This window comes from Alicyclobacillus sp. SP_1, assembly GCF_024706985.1.
In the GTDB taxonomy this organism is placed as follows: Bacteria; Bacillota; Bacilli; order Alicyclobacillales; family Alicyclobacillaceae; genus Alicyclobacillus_I.
In genome coordinates this window covers 162,797-187,538 of record NZ_JAMCCX010000028.1, presented here as the reverse complement: position 1 = coordinate 187,538, position 24,742 = coordinate 162,797, and the positions used below count along the sequence as shown (strand labels likewise).

At 53.3% G+C, this 24,742-nt stretch carries 22 protein-coding genes; 4 read left to right on the top strand and 18 right to left on the bottom strand.

Annotated features, from left to right (window positions below; all coding sequences use genetic code 11):
• Positions 1-38: 38 nt before the first annotated feature.
• The 3 genes from acpP to M4I36_RS09160 form a co-directional block, all read right to left on the bottom strand.
• Positions 39-287 (bottom strand): acyl carrier protein, encoded by a 249-nt coding sequence (gene acpP / locus M4I36_RS09170; protein WP_258111416.1) that lies wholly within the window; start codon positions 285-287, stop codon positions 39-41.
• Positions 288-320: 33 nt separating this feature from the next.
• The gene (locus M4I36_RS09165) at positions 321-1,103 is read right to left on the bottom strand and encodes an SDR family oxidoreductase (protein WP_258111415.1); all 783 of its coding nucleotides are present in this window, start codon (positions 1,101-1,103) and stop codon (positions 321-323) included.
• Between the two features lie 100 nt (positions 1,104-1,203).
• On the bottom strand, positions 1,204-3,261 hold the full coding sequence (locus M4I36_RS09160; RefSeq protein ID WP_258111414.1) for an oxidoreductase: 2,058 nt from the start codon (positions 3,259-3,261) through the stop codon (positions 1,204-1,206).
• A 177-nt stretch (positions 3,262-3,438) separates the two neighbouring features.
• On the opposite strand from M4I36_RS09160, the gene M4I36_RS09155 reads away from it, so the two are divergent.
• Both M4I36_RS09155 and M4I36_RS09150 read left to right on the top strand, forming a co-directional pair.
• The gene (locus tag M4I36_RS09155; protein ID WP_258111413.1) at positions 3,439-5,100 is read left to right on the top strand and encodes an AMP-binding protein; all 1,662 of its coding nucleotides are present in this window, start codon (positions 3,439-3,441) and stop codon (positions 5,098-5,100) included.
• Positions 5,100-6,233, top strand: coding sequence for an acyl-CoA dehydrogenase family protein (locus tag M4I36_RS09150; protein WP_258111412.1), 1,134 nt, complete (start codon positions 5,100-5,102; stop codon positions 6,231-6,233). Before M4I36_RS09155 ends, M4I36_RS09150 begins: the two co-directional genes overlap by 1 nt.
• A gap of 50 nt (positions 6,234-6,283) precedes the next feature.
• Here M4I36_RS09150 and M4I36_RS09145 read toward each other — a convergent pair whose 3' ends face one another.
• The 15 genes from M4I36_RS09145 to M4I36_RS09075 all read right to left on the bottom strand — a co-directional run bounded on the left by M4I36_RS09145 (position 6,284) and on the right by M4I36_RS09075 (position 22,193).
• Positions 6,284-7,072: an SDR family NAD(P)-dependent oxidoreductase gene (locus M4I36_RS09145; protein WP_258111411.1), complete on the bottom strand. Its 789-nt coding sequence runs from the start codon at positions 7,070-7,072 to the stop codon at positions 6,284-6,286.
• Positions 7,069-7,593 (bottom strand): acyl-CoA thioesterase, encoded by a 525-nt coding sequence (locus tag M4I36_RS09140; RefSeq protein ID WP_258111410.1) that lies wholly within the window; start codon positions 7,591-7,593, stop codon positions 7,069-7,071. The genes M4I36_RS09145 and M4I36_RS09140 overlap by 4 nt, the downstream gene beginning before the upstream one ends.
• A 40-nt stretch (positions 7,594-7,633) precedes the next feature.
• Positions 7,634-8,455, bottom strand: a complete 822-nt coding sequence (locus tag M4I36_RS09135) for a carbohydrate ABC transporter permease (RefSeq protein WP_258111409.1) — start codon at positions 8,453-8,455, stop codon at positions 7,634-7,636.
• Between the two features lie 58 nt (positions 8,456-8,513).
• Positions 8,514-9,473, bottom strand: coding sequence for a carbohydrate ABC transporter permease (locus M4I36_RS09130; protein ID WP_258111408.1), 960 nt, complete (start codon positions 9,471-9,473; stop codon positions 8,514-8,516).
• A gap of 6 nt (positions 9,474-9,479) precedes the next feature.
• The gene (locus M4I36_RS09125; RefSeq protein ID WP_258111407.1) at positions 9,480-10,850 is read right to left on the bottom strand and encodes an extracellular solute-binding protein; all 1,371 of its coding nucleotides are present in this window, start codon (positions 10,848-10,850) and stop codon (positions 9,480-9,482) included.
• 277 nt (positions 10,851-11,127) lie between these two features.
• Complete coding sequence (locus M4I36_RS09120; protein ID WP_258111406.1) at positions 11,128-11,817, bottom strand: TetR/AcrR family transcriptional regulator; 690 nt, start codon at positions 11,815-11,817, stop codon at positions 11,128-11,130.
• Positions 11,818-11,866: 49 nt separating this feature from the next.
• Positions 11,867-12,580, bottom strand: a complete 714-nt coding sequence (locus tag M4I36_RS09115; RefSeq protein WP_258111405.1) for a DUF5131 family protein — start codon at positions 12,578-12,580, stop codon at positions 11,867-11,869.
• 171 nt (positions 12,581-12,751) lie between these two features.
• Positions 12,752-13,165 carry a GlcG/HbpS family heme-binding protein gene (locus tag M4I36_RS09110; protein WP_258111404.1) on the bottom strand — a complete coding sequence of 138 codons (414 nt, stop codon included), beginning with the start codon at positions 13,163-13,165 and terminating at the stop codon, positions 12,752-12,754.
• Positions 13,166-13,250: 85 nt separating this feature from the next.
• Complete coding sequence (locus M4I36_RS09105) at positions 13,251-14,411, bottom strand: aromatic ring-hydroxylating oxygenase subunit alpha (RefSeq protein WP_258111403.1); 1,161 nt, start codon at positions 14,409-14,411, stop codon at positions 13,251-13,253.
• A gap of 13 nt (positions 14,412-14,424) precedes the next feature.
• Positions 14,425-15,639 carry an NAD(P)/FAD-dependent oxidoreductase gene (locus M4I36_RS09100; protein WP_258111402.1) on the bottom strand — a complete coding sequence of 405 codons (1,215 nt, stop codon included), beginning with the start codon at positions 15,637-15,639 and terminating at the stop codon, positions 14,425-14,427.
• On the bottom strand, positions 15,632-15,976 hold the full coding sequence (locus M4I36_RS09095) for a Rieske (2Fe-2S) protein (RefSeq protein WP_258111401.1): 345 nt from the start codon (positions 15,974-15,976) through the stop codon (positions 15,632-15,634). Before M4I36_RS09095 ends, M4I36_RS09100 begins: the two co-directional genes overlap by 8 nt.
• Positions 15,977-16,052: 76 nt before the next feature.
• Positions 16,053-18,104 (bottom strand): (Fe-S)-binding protein, encoded by a 2,052-nt coding sequence (locus M4I36_RS09090; protein WP_258111400.1) that lies wholly within the window; start codon positions 18,102-18,104, stop codon positions 16,053-16,055.
• Positions 18,105-18,153: 49 nt separating this feature from the next.
• Positions 18,154-19,053, bottom strand: coding sequence for an electron transfer flavoprotein subunit beta/FixA family protein (locus M4I36_RS09085; RefSeq protein WP_258111399.1), 900 nt, complete (start codon positions 19,051-19,053; stop codon positions 18,154-18,156).
• 13 nt (positions 19,054-19,066) lie between these two features.
• On the bottom strand, positions 19,067-20,128 hold the full coding sequence (locus M4I36_RS09080; RefSeq protein WP_258111398.1) for an electron transfer flavoprotein subunit alpha/FixB family protein: 1,062 nt from the start codon (positions 20,126-20,128) through the stop codon (positions 19,067-19,069).
• A gap of 88 nt (positions 20,129-20,216) precedes the next feature.
• Positions 20,217-22,193 (bottom strand): oxidoreductase, encoded by a 1,977-nt coding sequence (locus M4I36_RS09075; protein ID WP_258111397.1) that lies wholly within the window; start codon positions 22,191-22,193, stop codon positions 20,217-20,219.
• A gap of 499 nt (positions 22,194-22,692) precedes the next feature.
• Here M4I36_RS09075 and M4I36_RS09070 point away from each other — a divergent pair, with 499 nt between their 5' ends.
• The gene (locus M4I36_RS09070; protein WP_374985854.1) at positions 22,693-23,922 is read left to right on the top strand and encodes a quaternary amine ABC transporter ATP-binding protein; all 1,230 of its coding nucleotides are present in this window, start codon (positions 22,693-22,695) and stop codon (positions 23,920-23,922) included.
• On the top strand, positions 23,885-24,730 hold the full coding sequence (locus tag M4I36_RS09065; RefSeq protein ID WP_258111395.1) for an ABC transporter permease: 846 nt from the start codon (positions 23,885-23,887) through the stop codon (positions 24,728-24,730). Before M4I36_RS09070 ends, M4I36_RS09065 begins: the two co-directional genes overlap by 38 nt.
• The last annotated feature ends 12 nt before the right edge of the window (positions 24,731-24,742 follow it).

The window sequence follows — 24,742 nt, the reverse complement described above, 5'->3', positions numbered from 1 at the left end:
ATCCTCCGCTCGACAGAATGTACCCAAATGCGAGCACGTCAGGACTGCTGAATGCGCTTTTCAAGGTAATCGACAACCCCACGAACGGTCGTCACATGATTGAAATCCGAGTCTGGAATCTCCAAATTGAACTCATCTTCAAACGCAACCACAAGCTCTGTCAAGTCTAGGGAGTCTGCACCGAGATCGTCCACAAAGTGACTGTCCGGCTGAATGGAATCCTCGGACATTTGAAGTTGTGCGGTGATGACCTTGGCAATCCGGTTCTGAATTTCTTCTCTCGTCATGGTGAAAGCACCCCTCGCTGTGTGTCTGTCGTCTTAGAAACTCTCGAATCCTCCGGTCGTAAGCGTCAAACCGCCATCAACGCGAATCGTCTGACCGGTGATGAAACGCGCCGCATCACTCGCTAAAAACACCGCTACATCCGCGATATCTTCCGGTTCTGCAAGCCGTCCTAGCGGCGTGTGAGCGAGTACATCTCGCTCGTAAGCGTCGTAGTGGTCCGCTCCGTAAAACTTCGCGGATTCGGTCGCGACCACGCCAGGATTCAAGGCGTTGCAGGTGATTCCCTCTGGACCATACTCTGCCGCGATGTAACGGGTCAGAGACTCCAGTGCGGCTTTCGCCGTGCCAAGCGCAGCATAGCGCGGCAACGTGAAGCGACTGCCCATGCTTGACATGGTGATAATCCTGCCTTGGCGGCCAGCCATCAGTGGTACCGCCAACTGCACACACTGCACCAGGCTGTGTAACACGACGCGATATGTACGGTCTAAATGATAACCCTTAAGGTCGGCAATCGGCTTAAAGGCGCTGGCCGCAGCATTGGCCATGAGCACATCGAGGTGCCCAAATTCGTCCTTGATGCGGTCAAACATCGCACGAAGTTCGTCCTCTGACTCGATTTCCGCTTTCAACACCAGTGCTTGTTTACCCAAGCCGCGGATTTCATTCGCTGTCTCTTCAGCTGCGTTGCCGTCTCGTCGATAATGGACGACGACGTTTGCTCCAGCCCGCGCCATCGCAAGGGCTGACGCCCGGCCAATGCCACGACTGCTGCCCGTCACCAGAACATTTTTCCCTTCGAGTACACCCGTCATCAACCTCGGTAGAACCAGGCAAACGAGGACCAGGCACGTGCGCGGGGCCTACCTCGATGCACGTTTCTACCTCCCCCCCAACATCTGATTTTTTACTGTGTCAAACGGCCTGTCCGTCTTCAGCAGTCTCCTGCCCCAGTCGGTAAGCCGCATCAAAACCCTCGCGTATCGCCCTTGCCGCAGTCAGCCCTGCGCTGTCCCGCGCGCCGCCGATGCAAAGAACGCGTGGGTCGTCTCCGAGTTCCTGAAGCACCGCCTGTTGTGGTCGCTGTCCGGTGCAGAGCACGACTAAATCCGCGCCAATCAGAGTCGCTTCTGTCACGCCTTGACCTTGAACGCGAAGGCCTCCTGGAACAATTTCCACTGGCCTACACTCCGTCAATATGCGGACCCCACTCGCCGTCAACTCGCTGCGGACAATCCATCTTGTCGTCCTGCCAACGCCGGACGCAACGCGCTTCGACCGAGCGACCATCGTGACGTTGGGCCTGTGAACCGACGTCAACGGAGCGCCAATCTCCGTCAAAAACTGATTCACCGCCGCATTCGGCCGAACCCGCTCTGTTATATATTTGGCCACATCACAGGCAATTCCTCCTGCGCCGACCAAGACAATCTCTTGTGCATCAGCAAAGCCTTGCGTCAAGATGTCGACGTAGGTGCGCACGTGCGGAAGCTCCGTGCCAGGCAAGTCTGGGATGTGAGGACGCACACCCGTCGCCACCAGAATCGACTGAAATCCCTGCAAGTCGGCGGCCGTTGGCTCGGTCTCAAGGCGGACGTCCACTCCCAACTCTGCCAACATCACGCGATAATAGCGCAAGGTCTCGTAAAATTCTTCCTTGTCAGGAATACGCGCTGCATACCGAAACTGCCCTCCGAGTTCCGCAGCCGCTTCAAACAGCGTGACGGCGTGGCCGCGCAGCGCCGCCACTCTCGCCGCTTCCAAGCCTGCCGGACCACCGCCAAGGACGGCAACCCGAAGTGCAACGTCTGCTTTTGAAAGCGGGCGCTCCGCCTCAAACCCGGCGCGAGGATTGACCAGACAACTGGCCGGAATGAGCGGTCTCACCAGCGTGTGGTCGAGACACGATTGGTTGCAGGCAATGCACACATTCATTTGACTGCGCCGACCCTCCAACACTTTTCGGCCAAACTCCGCATCTGCCAGCCATGGTCGAGCTGCTGCCACAAAGTCCACCTGACCCGATTCAAACAGCGGCTGAAATGCCTCCGGTACATTCATCCGATTGGCCGCGATGACTGGAACTTGCACGTGCTGACGAATGGCCGCAACAATAGGGGAAAAGGCGGCGCGGGGAACGACTGCAGCGACCGTCGGCACGGTCGACTCATGCCAGCCAACGCCGATGTTGAGCGCATCCACCCCCGCCTCCTCGAGCGCGACAGCCAAATCATAGGTTTCTTCGAGAGTAGTGCTTCCCGCCATCAAGTCCACACCAGACATCCGAAAAATGATTGGAAAGTCGGAACCGACCGCCGCTCGTATCCCTTTGACCACATCGAGAGGGAATTTGCGCCGCTTCTCTGCAGAGCCGCCATAGTCATCCTCCCGATGATTCGTCAGCGGCGAGAGAAACTGATTGAGCAGATATCCTTCAGAACCCATGATTTCAATCGCATCGTAGCCCAGCTGACGAGCCTTGACGGCCGCCGCCGCATAACGCCCGACAAGGTGCAGGATGTCCTCGACGCTCAGTTCTCGCGGCATTTCTCCGGTCAATCGCGAGGCGACCGGACTGGGAGCAACCGCCGCTTCCCCAGTCTCCGCTGAATGGGCGTAGCGACCCGAGTGAAAGAGTTGCATAGCGATACGGCCGCCAGCTTCATGCACTGCCCCAGCCAGTTTCTGAAGCATAGCAGCGTGCTCTTCTTCGAGTAGACAGAACATGCGATGCGATGAACCTTCTCGAGAAACCGCGACGCCTCCCGTGATGATGAGTGCCGCTTGCCCTCGAACGCGCTCGACATAAAAAGCGATAAGCCGCGGCAGATGTTCGCTGCTCGCCTCCAATCCGAGATGCATCGAGCCCATCAACAAGCGGTGGGGCAACTCCAGAGTCCCGATTTTCCCCGGTTGGCGCCATCGCTCACTCCCGGAAGCCGTATACCATTTATCTTCAAACAACTCTATCACCGTTCCTTTTTCCCAAAGAGGCGCACTAGGGACTCACTGCTGGCAACCGTTCAATTATTACTAGAATTCTTGCTGTATTATACTATCACTAGACTGAAAAACGAATCAAAGCATCGCGCTTTGCACGGCCGAAAGCGCGCGTTCACGCGACAACGTGCACCCAAGGAGTGTTGCTTCATGTCATCCATTCATGCTTCTGAAAGCATCCAGCATTGGAACAACGAAACGTGCCATTCCCGAGAAACCATCCTGTCCCGTATCGATACCGTCGCGGCGGCGACGCCAGAGCGCACCGCCATCGTTGACCTGCTCCCCAAAGGAGAGGCCTGGCAACTGTCTTACGCCTCACTGGTCGATAAGTCCTATCGAGTTGCAGAGCAGCTTTTGGCGCGTGACATTCAACCCGGAGAAGCTGTCTGCTATCAGTGGCCAACGGGTTGGGAGTTTATCGCCCTCACGCTCGGCATCTGGAGGATTGGCGCCCTGCCTTGCCCAATTCTGCCCAGTTTGCGCGAACGCGAAGTGAGCTATATTGTCGAACAGTCCGGCAGCCGCCTGCTGGCCGTCCCCGACTCATTCCGGAATTTCGATTATCGACCGCTCGCCGAGAACATAGCAGCTACCGTTCCACAGACACTGGAAATCTGTATTTTGCCGATGGACAACCGCCATCCAGAGAAGAGCAACCTCGGCACACTCATGGCAGATAGTTATAACAAATCCGCCATTGACGCTAGGTCCCCGGACAGAGATGCTCTCGCGGAGCTCCTCTTCACATCCGGCACCACGGGTGCACCGAAAGGAGCCCTGCACACCCACGGGACCTTGTTGGCTGCGCTTATGCACCATACGCAAACCCTGGCCTTGACCGATGCTGATTCGGTCTACGTCCCCTCTCCGCTGGCCCACCAGACTGGATTTCTTTACGGCATGATGGTTTCGCTGTATCTCGGCAGCACCGGAATTTATCAAGCCATTTGGGACACCGAGACAGCCCGCAGAGCCATCGAGCAGCATGGGGCACGATTCGTGCAGGCGGCCATGCCTTTTTTGGCGGATCTCGTTCGTCAAAATACCCCTCCCCAGGGATTGCGGACTTTTGTTGCGACGGGTGCCGCCATTCCGCGCGCTCTCGCCGAGCGCGCGTCCAGCCTCCTCGCCTGTCAAGTGGTAGGCGGTTGGGGATCGACCGAAGCGTGTCTCGTTGCCGTCGGTCGTCCGAGCGACCCACCACAGTCTCTGTGGGGAACGGACGGTCGCGTCATGGACGGCATGCAGATGCGCGTTGTAGACGATGCGGGACGCGAAGTACCTGCTGGCGTCGAAGGCAACTTCCAAGTCAAAACACCGGCCATGTTCGTGGACTATCTGCACCGGCACGACCTGTACGCTGCTGGATTTACGGAGGACGGTTTCTTTGACACCGGCGACTTAGCCACCATCGACAGCGCAGGATTTTTGCACCTGACCGGCCGAAAAAAGGACGTGATCAACCGCGGTGGCGAGAAAATCCCCGTCGCCGAACTGGAAGATATTCTGTATCAACATCCTGCTGTGGTGGATATGGCCCTCGTGGCTATGCCCGATGAGCGGCTCGGCGAACGTGCCTGTGCGTACGTCGTCGTCCAAGCAGGACAGTCTTTGTCGTTGCAAGACCTGACGGATTTTCTCGAATCGCGTGGCGTGGCCAAGATCTATTGGCCAGAACGCGTCGAATGCGTCTCAGAATTGCCGCGAACGGCGAGTGGAAAGGTGCAGAAATACATTCTGCGCCAAGACATTGCAGGCAAACTCCAAGAGGAGCAGACAGTCGGACCAACAAGCGAGGTGCAGCACTGATGGAGCACGAAAATTTCCTTCAATTGCAAGAGCGGATTGAACAATTTGTAAACGGCCCAGCTCGCGCGATGTCCGATTCGATTGAAGCGGACGGCGTGGTTACGCCCAACATGCGCCGGGAACTGGAACGGCATGACTTGTTCCGCCTCGCCCGGCCGACCACTTACGGCGGCCTTGGTCTGCCTTTCGCCGACTATCTAGAACTCCTCGGTACCTTGTCCGAAATGCATGGGTCTTTGCGCGTTCTCGTGCATGTAGCAAACAGTATATGGAGAACCTTGGACGGCCATTTGACTGAGGCCCAGATGCGAAGTTTTGGGCAGTCCCTGCTTTCTGGCGAACGGTGGATGACGTTCACGCTCTCGGAACCCAATTCAGGGTCAGGCACCGACATCCGGACGACCGCACGGCGACAGACCAACGGTTACACCCTTCGAGGCGAAAAGTGGATGATTATTTTCTCCGACTTCACCGACTACTTTCTGACCTTTTGCCGCCTCGAAGGGACGCGTGGCAAGGAAGGGACGATGGCCCTACTCGTCCCCCGCGATACGCCCGGACTGACCGTCGAACCGATGGCAGGCGCGATGGGCATTACCGGCACCGTACATGGACATCTCCGCTTTGATGACTGTTTTGTGCCGGAGCAGTATCGCATTGGGAGCGAAGGCGATGGACTGCGCGTGGCCTTCGACGGCTTTCTCCATCCAAGTCGGACCGCGATTGCGATGACTTGTGTGGGACTCGCAAACCGGGCACTTCAAATAGCCGTGGCACATGCCAAAGAACGCGTCACATTCGGAAAATCCTTGGCAGACCGACCCACGATTCAATTTTGGCTCGCGGAAATGGCGACCGATATTGAAGCGGCCCGTCACTTGACACGAGCGGCAGCTAAATCCTTCGATGACGGCCATCTGCCTCCAGATATGGCGGCCATGGCAAAATACTTTGCCGCCGACATGCTTCAGCGTGTCACGGACAAAGCGCTGCAGATTCACGGCGGCATTGGCTACTTCAAATCGTCCGAAATGGAGCGAATTTACCGGGATGCGAGGATGCAGCGGTTTGAGGAAGGCACCGCAGAGACGCAGAAGATGGTCATTGCTCGGCGACTGCTCACAGACGCGTGAGCTTTTGGGGCGGCGAAACGTCAAGCGCTGGCCGCCCTCGGCAGCGCCCGTCACCGCTTGAACGATGCGGCGCCATCATCCACAAAAAACTCATGCCCATTCACAAAGGACGCTTCGTCGCTGGCCAAGAAAGTCACTACGGCGGCAACCTGTTCTGGCCGGCCAAACTGTTGGCGCATCTGCGCTTTGCGAACCGTGTTCCAGACTCTCTCATCGGATCGCCACGGGTCAATCAGTGGAGTGTCAATCATACTCGGTGCGATCGCAACCACGCGAATGTTGTATTTCGCCAAATCCAGAGCCGCGGCTCTCGTCATTCCGACGACGGCGGCTTTCGTCGCATGATAGGAGAATTGGCGACGGTCCGCGATAAACGCGTATATCGACGCGGTGTTGATAATCACGCCGCCCTGCTCTTTCATGGCCGCGCCGGCAGCCTTGATGCCATAAAAGACACCGTCTTGATTGATGCGAACGGTGCGATGGTACTCGTCCAGTGAGAGGTCTGTGACATCGCGTTGACCGTCGCCAAAGATGCCCGCATTGTTGAAAAGAATGTCGAGGTGCCCGTAGGTCTGCTCTGCAAATTGAACTGCCGCTTGGACGCTGTCGTAGTCACTCACGTCAACTCGGACAGCGGTCGCCGCGCCACCGAGGCTGACAATCTCCTCAGCGAGTTCCGTTGCTGCCTCAAGGCGCAGGTCGGCGAGCACCACCTGTGCTCCTTCTCGGGCAAACTGGCGAGCGGTCGCTGCCCCAATCCCTCCTGCAGCTCCCGTGATGAGCGCGACTTTCTGATAGAGCCGACCGTCTCTTTGCGACGCTTCCTGAGAATTCATCGGTCTCCCTCCCTCTTCTCGGCAGCCGATGGGTCGAGGCTTGTTCGACCCTCATAGCGCAGAATGGTTTCGCGCCAGTCGTCCGGAACAGGAGCTGGCCGCTTGGAATCTTGATGGATGTAAACATAGGTCGTCTCCGCCGTCGCCAACAACTCTTCGGACTCGCCAACCACTCGCAGTACCGCAAATTCGACTCGCAAGCTGGTGCGGCCAATGTGAGCCGTTCGCACAGACACCAACAAGTCGTCGTCGTATCGAGCCGAGTTTTTAAACTCCAACGTCGTCCGGGCGATCACGGTCCGCGGCAGCCCCTCCTGCCAAACTTGTACGCCTCGTTTCAAATAGGCGGCAAAGGCGATATCCAAGTATGTAAGATAGTGCGCATTGAAGACGACCTGTTGCGCATCCACCTCTGCAAACCGCACGCGCAAGGGATGTGCAAAATGATATCCGTCCAACGTTCTCATCAACTCCCACAAAAAAATAGACCAAGTGCGAACGACACGCACCCAGTCTACCATGTTTCTCGCCATCCGACAGAAGCGAGAAAAAGCATTCTTGTCAACCTTTGACTCCCTCTCCTCGAGAGATACCGCGGATGATGTGCTTTTGAAAAATCAGGAACATGATTACCACTGGAAGCGTGGTAAACACACTCGCCGCGGAGAGTCGCCGCCAATCGACAGAATTGCCATCCAAGAATCGGGCTAACGCCACCTCGACAGGTTGTACGTGGTGACTTTGCGTGACCATCAAGGGCCACATCAGGGAGTTCCACGAACCAATAAAAATGTAGAGGCCAATCGTGAACAAAATTGGCTTACATTGTGGTAACGCGACGCTCCAGAGAAACCGCAGGTGCCCGCAGCCGTCCATGCGCGCAGCTTCCCAGTAGTCTTTCGGCAACGTCAAGAAAAATTGGCGCAACAGAAAGATGCCGAAGACCGACGCACCATATGGCAAAATTTGAGCCCAATACGTATCGACCAAATTCATTTTAGCCAGCGTGATGTAGTTCGGGATGAGATGCGCCTCTGCCGGAATCATCAGCACAAGCAAAATGAGACTAAACACGAGATTGCGTCCACGAAACTCTATGAAACTCAGCGCATATGCGGCCAAGATAGACGTCGTCAAGGCCAACGCAATCGTCACTGCAGCAATCAATACTGTGTTGCCAAAATACATGGGCCAACGAAACATGTGCCAAGCCCGCGCGTATACACTCCATTGCCAATCAAATGTCAAATGTGGCGGAAAACGAAAAACGTCTGCCTTCGTGTCAAGTGACGTGACCAACGTAAAATAGAGGGGGAGCAGAAATGACAGCCCGATGAGTAATCCGAACACAGGACGCGGTATTTTTTTCAAAGCGCGCGCCACGATTCAACCTCCTTCAATCAACCAAAGTTCCCTACGGAAGCAGCATTCGAGTATGCGTTTATTGATAAAAGACAAACCTCTTAGAAGCATAGCGCTGCGTCAGCGTAAGCACGATGATGACAATAACCATCAAAATGGCCATCGCAGACCCGTAGGACAAATGACTGTATTTGAAGGCAGTATCGTAGATGAGAAGCAACGTTGTCATCGTCGAATACTCTGGTCCACCCGTTCCTCCAGACAATGCATATATTTGCGAAAAACTCTGGAGCGTACCGATGGTCGTGATGATGAGAATGAAAAACATCGTCGGCGAGATCAGCGGTAGAGTCACTTTCCAAAACCGCTTCCAAGCAGACGCACCGTCTACAGCCGCCGCCTCGAGCATCTGCTTCGGAAGTCCAGCAATCGCCGCAAGTACGATGATCACGTCGAATCCCACTCCATGCCACAAAGAATAAATGGCGATAGATGGCATAGCCATGCGAGGCGACTGTAACCACCCGGAGACAGGTAGTCCGAGCCAGTGCAGAAAACCATTGGCTAACCCGTACGTTGGATTGAAAATCCACAACCATCCAATCGCCGTTCCAACAGCTGGCGTTGCATACGGCAAAAGGACCAACGTTCTCAAAAAGTTGTAGTACGTACCGACTCGATTCAGCAGTAGCGCGAGACAGACCGAGACGATGAGAATACTTGGCACCATCAGCAATGCATAGTACCCAGTATTCAGAAGTGACTTTTGAAAAATGTTGAACTGCAATGCGTCGCTAAAATTCGTCATACCAATGTAGGGGCTTGATGCTCCCCCCAAATGGTAGTGAAAAAAGGCAATAGCCAAGGCAACGAACGACGGCAGATAGACGAAGACCAACAAAAACAGAGCCGCTGGAGCAAGAAACAAAAGTGCCATCCAAGCCTGCCGAAGACGAGCGGCTCGCTTCTTGCGAAGAAGCGAGCGTTCGGCCTCCAGTCCAGAAACGTCCGACACCGGAGTACTCTGCAATATTCCCATCGAATCTTACAGCCTCTCGTTACCTGACATATATTTGTCGCCAACCTTATCCATCATCTGCAAAGCCTGTGTCACGGGCATTTGACCATTTAATGCCTCCAAGAAGTCATTGGTCATCGCCGTTTGTGCTTCCGAATAACGGTTACTGCGCGGTTTCATAATCCAGCCCGCTGGGTCAGAGAAGGATGCCGCATATGCCTTGTTGGTTTGGTAGAAGGAAGCCATCTTTGCATCCGCTGCGGGTCCGAGTGGCAAGTAGTTCGTATGCTCATTCCAATAAGCATTGTTATCCGGGCTAGACATCCATTTCATGAACGTCCAAGCGGCATTCTTCTGAGCCGTCGTTCCCGTGTTAAACATGATGAGCGACCCGCCATTAATCCAATTGTAAGGTATGGGTGCTGTTCCTCGCGGAGCAGGAGTCGCAAGCATTGGGAATTTTCCACCTACGGAGCCGTAGTCATACGTCCAACCTGCGGAAGCATCGACGAGCAAGCCAATATCTCCCGTCCCAAAGTCTTGCTGGTATTCATATTTCTTTCCCACAATGACATCTCCGCCTGCCACGAGTGAGCGCAGTTTTGTCAAGACTTGCGTCGCCTGCGGGCTGTCCATGTCAAATTTTGTATGTTCGGAGTTTTTGTAAATGTGTCCTCCATAGTCTTTCACCATTACGAAGAACTCGCGCAACAGCGGTGTCCACGCCCAACCATGAATTTTCCCGCCGAGAGCCGTAATTTTTTGAATGTCGTCAAAGACCTGGTTCCAAGTCTGTGGAGCAGAATGGATACCTGCCTTTTTGAAGAGCGTCTCGTTGTAATAGATGACCACGGCAGACTTTTTCTCAAGCGGCATTAAATACTGAGCGCTCCCTGGGCCCTGCATATCTTTCCACACAGACGGATAGTAAAGTTCCTTGATTTGCGACGCCGACAATCCATTCGACCCACTGACATACGGGGCCAAATTGACAACGGCACCAGCATTGATGAACTTTTTAATGGACGCAGTCTCAATTTCACCAACGTTCGGCGCCTTGTGGGCGATAAACGCGGGAATACCCTTGTTGGTAACATGTACGATTTTTACATCGACGTGAATCGTCGGATGGGTGTCGTTAAAGTGTTTGACCTCTGCAAGAATCGCTTTGTGGAGTGCTCCTGAAGGATGTCCTACCCAAAACGTGATATCCGTGACACCGCTGGTAGTCGTCGAACTGGTCGTATTCGAGGTATTGGTAGCCGTTTTGTTCGAACTGGTATTTGTAGCGGCGCTGTTCGAGGAATTCGCACTCGTCGCAGCCTGAGTACCGCAGCCAGCCACCAGAGCGGTCATCGCCAATGCACTCACCGCAAGGCCAACAGACTTCACTTTCACAGATATAACCCCCTCGTTTATTGGTCGAAACACATCACGTTTTTTATCATAGGATTCTAAGATTAAGTTTCCGTGAAATCCTTGTAAAACTCTTGTCACGTCTATGTAAAGCAAACGTAAAGAAAGGACGAAAACAGACGACCGAATTTCTCCGGCCCAGTGTTCTCGTCCGATAAAACACTCACGACCCTTCGGGACATGAGCTATGACAAAATTCTCCGCCCGTTACACGGTCGTTATAGAGTAATAGGCTTTCTGAACTTTTCTTGCAGGCAAATTAAGGCGTGGTTACGGAAGTTGGAGAGGTCTCGAGGAGAAGGTGTGAATGGCAGACAATGCCTCGAATGTAGCGAACCGTTCGCTTGGTGGCCTCCTCTACAGTGTAGCTCCTCCGATTGTTCAAAAACAGAGAAAACATGCCGTGATACACTAAAACGACCAGTTCGTTAATTTCTGCTGCCTCACTTTCCGCGACATATCCGGCGGCAATGCATTTGCGCAGAGAAATCTCTGACCGTTTCTTCAAGTCCGGCTCTAAAAACATAGGAATTAATTCACTTTGAAAGTTATCCAGGTCTTCCGGGGACTGGTTATAGTAGGTTCTGAGAATGTCGCCTGGAACATCCCCTAAATTCGCTCCAAAAATCGCGTGATAAATCTGCGGCTGGCGAAACGAATGGTGACAAAAACATTCCCAGATTAACAAATATTCGTCCAAAACATCTTGGGCTCGAGCCATGTAATGGGGTAAATCGTCCGTATAGCGCTTCAGGAATTTCATGGACGCAAAAAACACGAGGTGTGACAACTCGTCAAAATAATTATAAATGGTCGCGCTATTGAATCCCGCTAAATCAGCAATTTTTCGGATGGTGACGTTCTCAATACCTTCTTCTTCGATGATGCGCGCCGTTGCGTCAATGAACAACTGGCGAATCTGCGCCTTTTGCGACTCACTGTGTGCCAAAGTCCATCACCTTTGTCTAGCAAATTCTCAAAGAGAGTGAATGTTGCGCTCATCGTCCTGGTTGTTCATCCCACGTTCGTCCATCGAGAGTTCTGCCAGTCCGATGTTTCTGAACGCCGCCCCACTGCTTAAAGAAGAATGCAACCTCCGCCCGAACACAACTATCACGCAGTTCACGAACCCAGTCTGGATGCACAGGTCTAGCTCCAGGGCCAGACTCGCCACCTGTGATAACCCAGTCTACATCAGTTAAATCTAATTCTGCAAGCGAACCGAGCAGCGGTTCACAAGAAAGAAAGCGAATTTGAGCGGGAACCACTCTTAAAAAATCTACTCTCCGCGCGACTTTCATGTCTTCAACACTGGTTCCAATCCATATATTCGAAGTCCAAGACAGAGCACTGGCCATTCTGGCCAATCGTTCTGGCCTCTTGGTCAATACTTGAAAAGTATGTTGTGTCGCACGATTCATCGTTTCGAAGATCCGAAAGACAAAGTCATCGGGTACGTCTTTGTGAAACACATCCGACATGCTGTTGACGAAAATCCGCCGCGGTTTCTTCCAATGCAAAGGCAACTCCAGCAAATCTTCGTGCAGCGTCAACTGAAAGCCTTTCGCATATCGAGACTGCCCCATCGCATGCAGCCGTTTCGCCATCGTTTCCGCGTAGCAGTGTCGGCAACCTTCGCTGACCTTTGTGCACCCAGTCGTCGGATTCCACGTCACATCCGTCCACTCAATGTGGGTGTTCATGACTGCCATACAATCCCCTCGCCTCACCGCGAAATTCGTTTCAACCCAACACACCGCGCACGTTCCAAGAGGACGGAGCAGGCGGCATGCACGAAGGCATGCCGCTCTTGCTCTTAATTTTGATAGGTCTAAATTCATACGTTTTCGAAAAAGGCAGATTTTTCGTTGCGAGAACGTTTTCTATGACAGACTCTCAAACGCAGCGACTGCAGCCTCTGCAACGCGCACGTCGTTTTCCCATGAACTACCACTTACACCCACGCCACCCACCACTTTGCCGTCTTTGACGAGTGGTATGCCGCCACCAAAGACGATAATTCTTCCAGAATTTGTTGTCGTCAATCCGTACAATTCTGCACCCGGCACGGTTGCTTCCGCAAGTCCTGAGGTAGGTGTCTTCAGTGCCACCGCTGTCCATGCCTTAGACTGGGCAATTTCGACACTCGCCAACCATCCATCGTCCATGCGCTGGCAAGCAACGAAGTTTCCACCTTCGTCAACAACAGCGATAATCATCGCCACACCTAATCTGTGCGCTTCCTGCTCTGCACTCTCTATTAACTTTTTAGCTACTTCCAAAGTTACTTTTGACATTTTCTCAACTTCCTCTCCGATAATTTGGGTGCTCTTCTATCGTCACAGGTTGATAACCTGGCCACCCACAGCATTTGCCTGACGACTAGTCGGCTAACTCATTGCGAACATAGTCACTAAACTTACCTACACGCCAGTCGTTTGGAATCAACACGCCACCGTGCTCGTAAGCCTTGGATTGATTTCCTTGTTGAACCAGTTCACTTGCTTTCCAATCTTCGACACTCGTAATATCCCAAAAGTCGACGGCATCCGAAATATCATATTCGGGATTTTCCAGAACTTCTGGTTCAAACAACCAATGTCCTACGACCAGTGTCTTATCTCCAGCCATAGGCCAAGCAGAGAAATAGAATACGTAGTCCGATGCCACGGCGAAGAAAAGATGAGGGAAAATAAAGAAATAATAAATTCCTTTGCGGTCCTGCTCCGTAATATCAGGAAAGAACGGGCGTCGCCCCACCCCGTCCATCGTCATACGCTCAAATCCTGGCGCCAACTGCATGGCTCCTGCATGCATCAAAATTTTCGTACCGGGAACTTCATCGTGAACCCAGTGACGAGCGATGGTTGGCGGTGTGCAACGACTCAACTCTGGATGAATCGTAGAACAGTGGTAACACTCCAAAGCATTTTCCATGATTAATTTCCAGTTTGCTTCGACCACATACGATTTTTTATGCCCTAACCGCAATCTCTGAAAATGATATCGCTCATAGATGTCAAACGATTCGGGCAGTCCCAGCGCTTGTTCCAGAGATTCCGTATCCTTGTCAAAGTTAATGAAAACAAAACCGTGAGCCGTCTCGGTCCGCACCTGAAAGAGACTAAAATCATCACGACAAAAGCCTTCTAAGTCGTCTGGTAGATTGGGTGTGCGAATTAAGGCACCAGAGTCAGCGTTGTATCCCCAACTGTGATAAGGGCAGAAGATGCGCCCCTGATGGAAATGTCCTGAAGACCCCTCGCACAGGCGAGAGCCCTTGTGCCTACAGACATTGTAGTAAGACTTTATCTGGCCATCGCTGGTCAACACACTCATGACGTTCTCGTGGGCCACTTGAGTCGTTATAAAGTCACCAGCGTTCTTCCACTCTTCAACCCGGCCTATACAGAGCCATGTCCGAAACCAGATTTTCTCCAACTCTCTTTGATAGTTTTGAACGTCGTAATAGTCTTTTCCCGGCAAAGTGGGACGGACAATCGTCCCTTCAGGCCATCCGCCTTCCACAAGCTTAGTTGCCATATAAAATTCCTCCTCACAATTGGGTAAAAGACAGTGCTTCGTTTTCCAGTTGCATGCGGTCGACCGGTCGCCTTGCATCAATCAATCGACGGAGGCTCATCACATCTTTGGGCCGATTCGCGACCAGTGCTGCCAAGAGCCTGTTTTCTTCATCGAGATACATCTGTGTGAACCGATGCTCCGCCTGCGAACCCCGCGTCACGGTTTGTGACCACTTCGCAGCATGACCTACGTACTGATAACGGTTACCATATTGGTCTGACCAAAAATACGGAACCGTGTCATATGGAACCATCTCTTCGGCCAACATGTTTCTTGCAATCGTTTTCGCGTGTTGAACGGCGTGATCCCAATGTTCAACATGAATCATGTGGCCGCGATACGGCCAAACAGTGCAGTCGCCAGCCGCAAACACGCCGGGCAGGGACGTCCTTCCAAAAGCGTCCACGACATATCCTCGACTCACCTCCAACTGCTCGTGCAAAATAGGCGTGTTGGCCATCACGCCAACTCCCACCACGACCGCTTGGCAAGAGATCGTCTGCCCTTTAGAAGTCTCAACTGACTCAACTCGCGTCTTACCATGAACGGCAACAATCGACTCTTCCGTGCGCAGGTCGACATCGTGCGCTTCGTGGAGACGAGCGAAGTAGTGTCCTAAATCTTCACCTAGAATGTGCGCCAGCGGATACTTCATCATCTCGAGAACCGTGACGTGAAGGCCACGTTTTCGACACGTAGAGGCTACCTCTGCACCAATAAACCCAGCTCCAACGACCACCAATTCTTGAACCTCCGACAAGGCGGCACGCAGGCGAGCGGCGTCTTCCAGCGTCTTGAGATAAAAGACCCCGTCGAGCGTTATTCCTGGTACCTTCAATTCTCGAAGGGTCGATCCCGTCGCCAACAACACCTTATCCCACGCAATGACGTCGCCACTCGCAGTGGTGAGGGTGTGCTCACGTGGATCGATCTGGGTCGCCTCGACCGTCAGTCGCAAATCGACATCCCACTGATTCCAATGGCCCGGCGAGCGCAATGCGATGTCTTCTGCAGTAACCGTACCGGCAAGAAATTCTTTTGACAGTGGCGGCCTGTCGTAAGGAATCTCGGCCGCTTTGTCGACCACCGTCAGTGCACCTTCATACCCTTCTCTGCGCAGTGTCTCGACCGCTTGCACACCAGCAACTCCTGCGCCTACGATGACAATGGACGTCGGACTATGCACCCTGAACCCTCCGTTCGCGTCGCAGCAAAATATCCCCATCTTGTTCAAACACCGGATAGACGCGCAGCGGGTGCTCTGCTGGCCCTTCCAACACGGCACCCGTCCTCACATCAAAACATGCAAAGTGAAGAGAGCAGTAAAGCCGAGTTCCGTCCAGCTCTCCGTCCGCCAATTCTGAATATGCGTGGGTGCATATACCGCTGACCGCATGCAACTGCCCGTGCACACGTGTGAGTAAAATCACTTCGCCATCCGACACCACAGACGTTGGCTCTCCTTCGCGGACGTCTTGGCTACGAGCAAGCACCAAATATTCTTGTTCTTCCACGGTCGTCACTCGCCTTTCCCACTCCTTCGTGTCTTTCCATTGCCAGCTTTGCGAAGTCATAACTCGGCCTTTGAAGCGGCACACGTCAACTAGCAGAAGTTCTCGCAAACTGCCAACCCGTCGATTCAAGCACTAATTCTCCGACATCTACCACCGACAGACGGTCCTGACAACCGAGCGCGGTCACGGCTGCCGAGTACATCACCATGTCCTTAGGACAGCTCACCACAAAATGAGTAACCCCCGGCAGCTCCAGCGCTTCGCGAATTCGTGCTTCTGAGGGGCGTTCCTTCATGCCTGCCTCATTCATCCACATGCGACCTCCACCGGCGCCGCAGCAAAAGCTGTTGGCAAAACTGCGAGGCATCTCAACAATGTCGACGCCACAACGCCGCAAGATGTCACGAGGCGCTTCGAAAACTTGGTTCCACCGCCCTAAATAGCAAGGGTCGTGGAATGTCGCTCGAATGCCCAGAGAATGTGTGGGAGCAACTTTCCCTTCTGTCATCAACTGTTGCAAGACCTGGCTATAGTGGTAAATGGGCTTTTTAAATCCCAACTGTGGGTAATCGTTGCGTAGTGCATTGAAGCTGTGTGGGTCAGAGGTTAGGACACGCTCAAACTGCGCCCGCTCCATGGCTCGCATATTTTCCGTCGCGAGTTGCTCAAACAAACCGTATTCACCCATCCGCAAGACGTCGTTACCAGAACTGCCTTCCCAGTCATAGAGAAGTCCTACATCCAGACCAGCGCCGCCGAGCAACGTGGCAATCGCATCCACTGACCGTGCCACCCCTAAATCGTTGTCAAAGGAAGCCACGTCTCCAACGAACCACAGCCACTCGGCGGACTCACGGCGCAAATCTTTGAAATGGTAAGTCACTCGATTGCGCCAAGCTGGACGAGTTTCTGGCATCTTTCCGTAAGCGTTGCGTTCCTCGCCCCAGTGCTCGAGAACTTCTTGCGGTCTTTCCTCGACTTCACCTCTCTCCACAAGAGCGGCTCGCAATCCGACGATTTTCGGCACATGTTCAATGAATACAGGGCAAGCCTCTTGGCATGCACCGCAAGTCGTACACGACCAGAGCGTCTCGGCCGAAATCACGTCACCTGCCAAAGACAGCGAACGGACCACTGAAGACTCAACTCCACGCGTCTGCTGAACGAGAGCGTCTCGCAAGTCGAGAATCAACATTTTGGGAGACAGTGGTTGACCGGCTTGATGCGCCGGACAAACGTCTTGACAGCGACCACACTCGGTACACGTGAACAAGTCGAGCACATCTCGCCATGTCATATCCGCAAACGATTGAATAGGCTGGACCGTCATGTCCCTCGTCGCGCTTATCCCACTGTCACCCGACGAATGCACCTCCGTGGCGGTTGGCAAAAAACGTCCCGGAGTACCAAGCTTACGAAAGAAGACGGCGGGAGCTCCAAAAAACACATGCAGATGTTTTGAAGTGGGTAGATATGCTAGAAACCAGAGAATGGTGCCAATGTCGAGAGCATACCCCACACTGTATCCGATGGAAGCAGCCATGGGCGTACCCCATCCCAGGCGGACCCAAAGTGGATCGAGCAGATAGGACAGGAAATGACCATCGGCACTCGTGGTCATACCAAACACGGGGTGCTCCAACAATCGGAAGAATGAGTTATGAATGGCAATTCCCACTACAATCAGTGTGATCATTCCAAGAATCAACTCTCCATCCTTCTCGTCCGAACCTTCAAACCGTTTGGGGTGCAGCACTTTGCGCTGATACAGCGCAAGAACCACGCCCGCTAGGACCAGTAGGACAAAACAGTCCACGAGAAAACCAAGCACTGGCCCAATCGAAAACTCCGGATAAACAAGTTGTCCGATGGTTTCGATAATATCGAGCAAGAGGACGACAAAGCCGCTAAAAATGAACAAATGAAGTATCCCGGAGAGTCTCTGGCGCAGTAGTCTTTTGTGACCAAACACTTGAGCCGCGGTCGAGCGAATGCGGTATAGCGGCTGGTCCCACCGAACAACCTGGCGAGCACTGGCCATAGCCCGGAGAATCGGACGCATCCGGACGATGAGGAGTCCCAACATGGTGATCGCGAGAACTAGAGTGAAGAGTGCCAACACAATCCGTAAAGCCATTCAAACTCCTCCTTTCTGCTTGTCGCCGTCAAAGGACAAGCCATGTCGTTTAGGAGTTGGACAAAAATTCTTTTTTGCGCAAGAAGCGAAGCAGTTCTTCTGCCAATTCCACCGCGCTTCCTTCCACCACGCGCGGTCCTTCGTCTTCCTTCGGCTTTTCCACTTTTTTAGTGGCTGCCGGACCCATCAAAGATTTTAGTCGATCCGCTGCGCTCGACTTGGCGTCCGGCACCGCTGTTCGCTTCGTTCTCGGCTTCGGTGGAGTCAACGCTTGAAGAACCGCCGGAGCATGCCCATCCGTCCACACGGGCAGTTCGCACTCCGTGACGTTTGACGCGAGACCGTGCACTGCCTCTTTGCGCCGACGCACCGACACATATTGCGGAGGGATAAAGCCACTCTGAACTGAGAGCACGACCGGGTAGCGGGCCAATACCTGCCGCTTCCAACCCGCATCAAGCCGCTGAGTCAGCTCGATAGCGCGGAAGCTGTCATCCTGCGGCAGAAACTTTTTGAATCCATCAACTCGCGTCACCACGGGCCAGCCTAGGTGGCCCGCAACGAGAGCTGGGACTGGCCCGACACCACTCGAGTTTCCACACACGACTACATCGAACGAGCGTTCGCCAACCCATGCTGCCAGTGCCCGTGCAATGGTGTTCCCGTCATGGCGCAAGGACCCCTCTGCGCTTTGCAAGTGCACGGCGTCAACGGCTCCGTAGGCTCTTGCAACCTCCAGCGCGGCTCTACACTCTCCTCTACCGTACGAGAGCGCCGTAAACCCACCGGATGGACCAGACAAGTCTTTCGCCAACTGCAACGCACTGCGGCAGGAAGGCTCCAGCACCCCCGCCCACTCGGCAGACCACTCCTCCATCAGGCGTTGGATATTGTCCACTCTTGCCATTGGCGCAGGTAGATCTGAACGAACACACACCAGTACTTTCATGGCCTTCCCTCCCTCACACGTTCGACAGCGCTGCGGCGGCACCCGCACGCGCCCCTTCTGCTCGCTCCGAAGGTTTCAACAGGCGGACTAATTCTTCAATGACTGCCCGTGCATCGCCAACCAGCCCCAATTCAGCGACGGAAAAAATAGCTGCCTCTTTGTCGAGATTGACGGCGACCACCGTCTCCGCATCGCGCATGCCGTCCAGATGTTGGGAGGCGCCAGAAATACCAAAAGCCATGTACAGGCGCGGCCGCACCGTCTTGCCAGTTTGGCCGACTTGACGAGAGTAGGGAATCCAACCGAGATCGACCGCGACTCGACTGGCCCCAACTGCAGCATGAAGGAGTTCCGCGAGCTGCGTTAATTCGGCAAATCCTTCGGGACCGCCAATGCCACGCCCGCCCGCGACCACTCTCTCTGCTTCCACCAAATCCAGTCGACTTGGATGCGGAGGAAACCATTCCAGAGTCTCAACGTTTTCTTCCAAAACGATGGCTTGATGCCGCTCGACGGGAGCAGATAAAGCCGGATTTGGCCGACCCACACCTGCAACTCCTGGATGCAAGCAAACGACCCATGGTCTTTGACCAGAAAAAGTCCACGTAGCGTGCGTTTTTTGATTCCAATAGTTTCGAACGAGTTCAAGGTCTGAACGAACGTTTAATTTCACGCTGACACAGTCGGATGCCACCAGCGCTCCGTACGGTGCCACTGCGGCGGCCACGCCTTCCACCCATAGAGGAGTGGACGGACAGAGGATTAATCGTGGCATACTCTCGTCGAGATAAGAGCGCAGAGTATGAGTGTACTGTGCAGGCACCAGCACAGGACCAAACTTCTCATGCTCCCAGACATGTACTTCCTTCGCTCCGTGCGCTGCAAGTTTTCGGGCATCCTCGTCGCGCACCGCCCCTGGTGCGGCGAACACCATAACCTTGACCGTCCACCCCACTTTATTGGCCAACAGCTCTGCATCACCGAGCAACTCCAGCGTGACAGTCGACCAATCTCCCGCCGACTTATCCGCCAGCACGAGCACGGTCGGTTCTACTATCGCTCCATCGAAAGACATCGTCTGTCCCCCCAGACATCAGGTAACTCGGATGAACGGGAATCCCGGTCATGCATCTGTTCGACCATTCCGGCTGAATCGGTGCATCTCAGACCACACGCGCCACGCGAGTTCCTTCAAGAAGCGCGTCATGCAGCCCCCGTGGAGCAACCGCATCGCCAATAAGATGCAACTCGGGAACTTTGCCTTTCAGTTTTTTCCACAGTCCGTCATTCGCTACGCCTTTCGCAGCGACCACGATGGCATCATACGGACCCATCGTCCACTCTCGATGGGAATGATAGTTTTCCACCAGCACACTGCCGTCTGCTTCCACTTGTTTCGCCAACACGTTAGGGTGAATCACCACCCCTAAATTGTCCAGCCGTGCGTACAAATCTGGTCGAAGCGTTCCATCAATTTCCTCGCCGACAATCCACAGGCGTGAAATGACGGTCACCTCATGTTCACGCTGCGCCAAATATTCCGCTGTGGAGAGCCCCTCTTGATGATGGTGCTCGTCGATGAAGAGAACCTTGTGCCCAATGTCCTCCCCTCCCTCCAGCACATCTCTCGCCGTAAACACAAAAGGAGCATCCGCACCGGGCAGATGAAGTCTTCTTGCGGTCGATCCCGTTGCAATAATGACCGCCTCTGGCTGCAAGGCCAAGATGTCCTCCTCATCAGCGTTGACACCGAGCCTTACGTCGATACCGAGTTTGCGAATCTGACCCTCTAGCCAATCAACGGATTGCGTATAAGCATCGCGGTTGGGAGCTTTCCCGGCCAGGCGAATTTGCCCTCCAAGTTGGCTCGATTTTTCCAAGAGCGTGACCTGATGTCCGCGTTCGGCCGCCATTCTTGCAGCCTCCAGTCCACCGGGCCCACCACCAACCACAACAACGCGTTTTTGTGCAGTCGCGGGACGCCAGGGAATGAGTTCACTCTCGCGGCTGATGACAGGGTTTTGTACACAAATCATCGGCTTGCCGACATAAATTCGGCCAATGCAGCCCTCGTTCGCACCCATACATAAGCGAATGTCGTCAATTCTGCCATCCATGGTCTTTTGCGGCATCTCCGGGTCGGCAATGATGGCACGGTTCATGCCCACAAAATCAGCCTGACCTTCTGCTAAAATGGTCTCCGCTTGAAGCGGGTGGACAATTTTCCCACATGCCAAAACCGGAATATCGAATCCATTCTCTTGCAAAGTCGCTCGAATTGAAGCGGCAAAGCCGGTAAAAATACCCGCCGGATAATTCATGGAAGGTACAGTGAGTGCTTGATGGTACTCAGTCGTGCCAATGGAGCCAATCACATTCAAAATGTCTATTTTCCCGGTCTCCGCTATCTTGAGTGCAATCTGTTGCATATCTTCGACCGTCAATCCGTTTTCAATCAATTCGTCTCCAGTCATGCGCAAGCCGACTAAAAAGTCGTCCCCAACTGCATCGCGCACAGCGTCAATCACTTGCATTCCAAAGCGCATGCGATTCTCAAGAGACCCTCCATAGGCATCCGAACGGTGGTTGGAGATGGGAGACCAAAATTGGTCAATGAGGTGTCCATGCGCAGCCGAAATTTCCGCGCCGTCAAATCCACCACGTTTCAGCCGCAATGCGGCTTGAACATAAGCATCAACGAGCCAATCAACATCCTCGGATTGAATTTCGTGAGGCATGTCTCGGTGCAGCGGCTCCGGGTCGTCCGACGGAGCATAAATTGGCAACCACGTCACATCCCGATTGGCGCGCCGGCCCCGATGCGAAATTTGCGCCATTAAAATCGCGCCATGCGGCTTGATGGCTTCGGACATTTTTCGGAGATAAGGAAGAATGGATTCGTCCCAGTTGTGAATGCCCCCCCAGTCTGAATTAGGAGAAGTCGGGTGGACAGAACCGGAACCCATGGTCATCAACAAGCCCACACCATTCCGGGCTTTCTCGGCATTGTAAGCAATGAACTTATCGGATGGGTAACTATTGGGATTCAGCCCTGTAGCATGGGCTGTGACCGCAATGCGGTTTTTCACCTCCACATGACGGATTTTGGCCGGGGACAGCAACATGTCGAATTGTCCCATTCTCATCTCTCCTCAAACGTTACAAAATGTCTTGACCATCCATCCACCGCGTGTATCGGACCTCTTTGCGGTTTCTGTAATCATGATTATATTTTGAATATTACGATGTCTAATCAAGATTGTAAATAGGGACATAGAAAAAAATATGATTGACCGAAACGACAAGCATCGCTATACTTGCGTTATTCAATCATGATTACGAACATACTCACTGAGAAATCACGATTTTTAAAGCGCAGTTTAAGTTCATCACATCAGTATCCACCTACGACCATAGTCAGACACAATCACCAAGTCAGACACAATCCATCGAAATAACTAAATATTTTAACTGAACAAAAAACACAGAGAAGTGGTGATGCATCCCTGCGAGACAGTTCACTTTTTTAGCTTGCAAGCTTTTTTAGTTCGCCTTCGTCGAGAACGTATTCCATCGTCCCGAAGACCGGAAGTTGCCGGACAGCAACTTACTCTATTCAGAGAACAAAGGGGGATGGCCTTGGACAGCTCTATTGAAGTCCATCAGGTGACAAAAATCTTCGGCTCCAAGACGGAACAAGCGCTGCAGTTACTGCGGTCCGGTGTGGACAAAGGAGAAATTCGCGAGCGGTGCGGCTGTAACGTTGGAGTCAACCAGGCCAGTTTCAACATTCAGCATGGAGAGTTATTCGTCATTATGGGTTTGTCGGGAAGCGGAAAATCGACCTTGCTTCGATGTCTCAATCGTCTGATTGAGCCAACTTCAGGAAACATCATCATTAATAATCAAAATATTGTGACCATGTCTAAGCAAGACCTGCTGAAATTCCGACAGAAGCAGGTATCTATGGTATTTCAGCAATTCGCTTTGCTTCCTCACCGAACGGTCGCTGAAAATGTCGCCTTTGGGTTGGAGATTCAAAACGTGCCCAAGTCGGAGCGCCAGAGAGTGGCCGAAGAAAAGTTGAGCCTAGTTGGATTGGAAGGCTGGGGCAACCAATACCCAGAAAACCTAAGCGGTGGTATGAAACAGCGCGTGGGACTGGCACGCGCACTGGCGAACGACCCAGCCATTCTACTGATGGATGAAGCCTTCAGCGCGCTGGATCCGCTGATTCGAGACGAAATGCAGCGTGAACTTTTAAATTTGCAGGACAAGTTACACAAAACTGTCGTCTTCATTACACACGACCTCAACGAAGCCTTGAGGCTCGGTGCGCGCATCGCACTGATGAAGGACGGCGAAATTGTTCAAATCGGCACACCGGACGACATCATTGCAAATCCCGCCAACGACTACGTAGCCAAGTTTGTCCGAGGAGTGGACATCACGAAAGTGTTGGTCGCATCCGACGTCATGCGCCCGGCGCTGCCGCTGCTGTCTCAAAACGATTCACCGCGGATTGCCCTTCGCGTCCTCAATGAAACAGGTCTGTCCAGCGGTTTCGTCGTCGACTCCGCGAAACGATTGCTCGGCATTGTCAGTGCCGACCGACTGGCCAACGCAATCGCCCAACAGCGTGAAGTACTCACCGAGAGCGACATAGAAGTCGTGACACCTGTGCACGCGAACGCGCACCTCGACCATTTAGTCAACATGATTTTACGCTCTAAGTATCCACTTCCCGTTATCGACGACGAGGGCGTTCTCTGTGGATTGATTTTTAAAAGTTCAATTTTGGAGGCTTTTGCCTCCCAAGGAGGAGACGCTTATGCTCCCGCGGTTGCCGCTAGCAGCATGGGTCAATGACATTGTTCACTGGCTCTATGTTCTCATAGGTCCGTTTCTGGGCGATGTGGCCAATGTCATTCGCGTAGTCGTGGACGGAGCAACCAATGGCCTCAGCGCCGTACCGTGGTGGATTGTTGTCCTCGTTCTAGCGGTTCTAGCTTACCTGTCCGGAAAATGGAAATTGACGCTAGGTACGATCATCGGGCTCACTCTTATCTTCGACCTTGGGCTCTGGGATGACATGATCACCACGTTAGTATTGGTCATTTTATCCGCCCTCGTATCTGTGGTCATCGGTCTGCCACTCGGGATTTGGTCGGCAAAAAGCCGGAAGGCGTATCGCGTCATCGCTCCGCTGCTCGACTTGATGCAAACTATGCCGTCCTTTGTCTACCTCGTGCCTGTCCTTATTTTCTTCGACATCGGACTCGTACCTGCAATTTTTGCGACGGTCATCTTTGCGATGCCACCGGCAATTCGCCTGACGAGACTAGGCATCCTTCAAGTGCCGGGAAATTTAGTGGAAGCTGCTACCGCTTTCGGCACGACCGACTGGCAATTGCTGTGGAAAGTGCAAATTCCATTGGCCATTCCCAGTATTAAAGCCGGTGTGAACCAGACCATCATGCTCTCCCTGTCCATGGTGGTCATCGCGTCCATGATTGGCGCTGGCGGTCTCGGCGCGGACGTTATGTCCGCTCTGGAAACGGTCAACGTTGGTCAAGGCTTTGAAGCCGGCATCAGTATTGTCATTTTAGCCATCATTCTCGACCGGGTCTCCCAAAAACTCGGTAGAGACAAACCAATAATGGTGGAATCCGATTGAGGAGGGTGTCAA

Coding starts and splice junctions, on each gene's coding strand:
- M4I36_RS09080 (WP_258111398.1), bottom strand. CDS start 20,128: ATGTCTTTCGATGGAGCGATAGTAGAACCGACCGTGCTCGTGCTGGCG.
- M4I36_RS09110 (WP_258111404.1), bottom strand. CDS start 13,165: ATGTCAAAAGTAACTTTGGAAGTAGCTAAAAAGTTAATAGAGAGTGCA.
- M4I36_RS09075 (WP_258111397.1), bottom strand. CDS start 22,193: ATGGGACAATTCGACATGTTGCTGTCCCCGGCCAAAATCCGTCATGTG.
- M4I36_RS09105 (WP_258111403.1), bottom strand. CDS start 14,411: ATGGCAACTAAGCTTGTGGAAGGCGGATGGCCTGAAGGGACGATTGTC.
- M4I36_RS09085 (WP_258111399.1), bottom strand. CDS start 19,053: ATGAAAGTACTGGTGTGTGTTCGTTCAGATCTACCTGCGCCAATGGCA.
- M4I36_RS09165 (WP_258111415.1), bottom strand. CDS start 1,103: ATGACGGGTGTACTCGAAGGGAAAAATGTTCTGGTGACGGGCAGCAGT.
- M4I36_RS09140 (WP_258111410.1), bottom strand. CDS start 7,593: ATGGTAGACTGGGTGCGTGTCGTTCGCACTTGGTCTATTTTTTTGTGG.
- M4I36_RS09155 (WP_258111413.1), top strand. CDS start 3,439: ATGTCATCCATTCATGCTTCTGAAAGCATCCAGCATTGGAACAACGAA.
- M4I36_RS09065 (WP_258111395.1), top strand. CDS start 23,885: ATGCTCCCGCGGTTGCCGCTAGCAGCATGGGTCAATGACATTGTTCAC.
- M4I36_RS09130 (WP_258111408.1), bottom strand. CDS start 9,473: ATGGGAATATTGCAGAGTACTCCGGTGTCGGACGTTTCTGGACTGGAG.
- M4I36_RS09115 (WP_258111405.1), bottom strand. CDS start 12,580: ATGGCAGTCATGAACACCCACATTGAGTGGACGGATGTGACGTGGAAT.
- acpP (WP_258111416.1), bottom strand. CDS start 287: ATGACGAGAGAAGAAATTCAGAACCGGATTGCCAAGGTCATCACCGCA.
- M4I36_RS09150 (WP_258111412.1), top strand. CDS start 5,100: ATGGAGCACGAAAATTTCCTTCAATTGCAAGAGCGGATTGAACAATTT.
- M4I36_RS09145 (WP_258111411.1), bottom strand. CDS start 7,072: ATGAATTCTCAGGAAGCGTCGCAAAGAGACGGTCGGCTCTATCAGAAA.
- M4I36_RS09090 (WP_258111400.1), bottom strand. CDS start 18,104: ATGGCTTTACGGATTGTGTTGGCACTCTTCACTCTAGTTCTCGCGATC.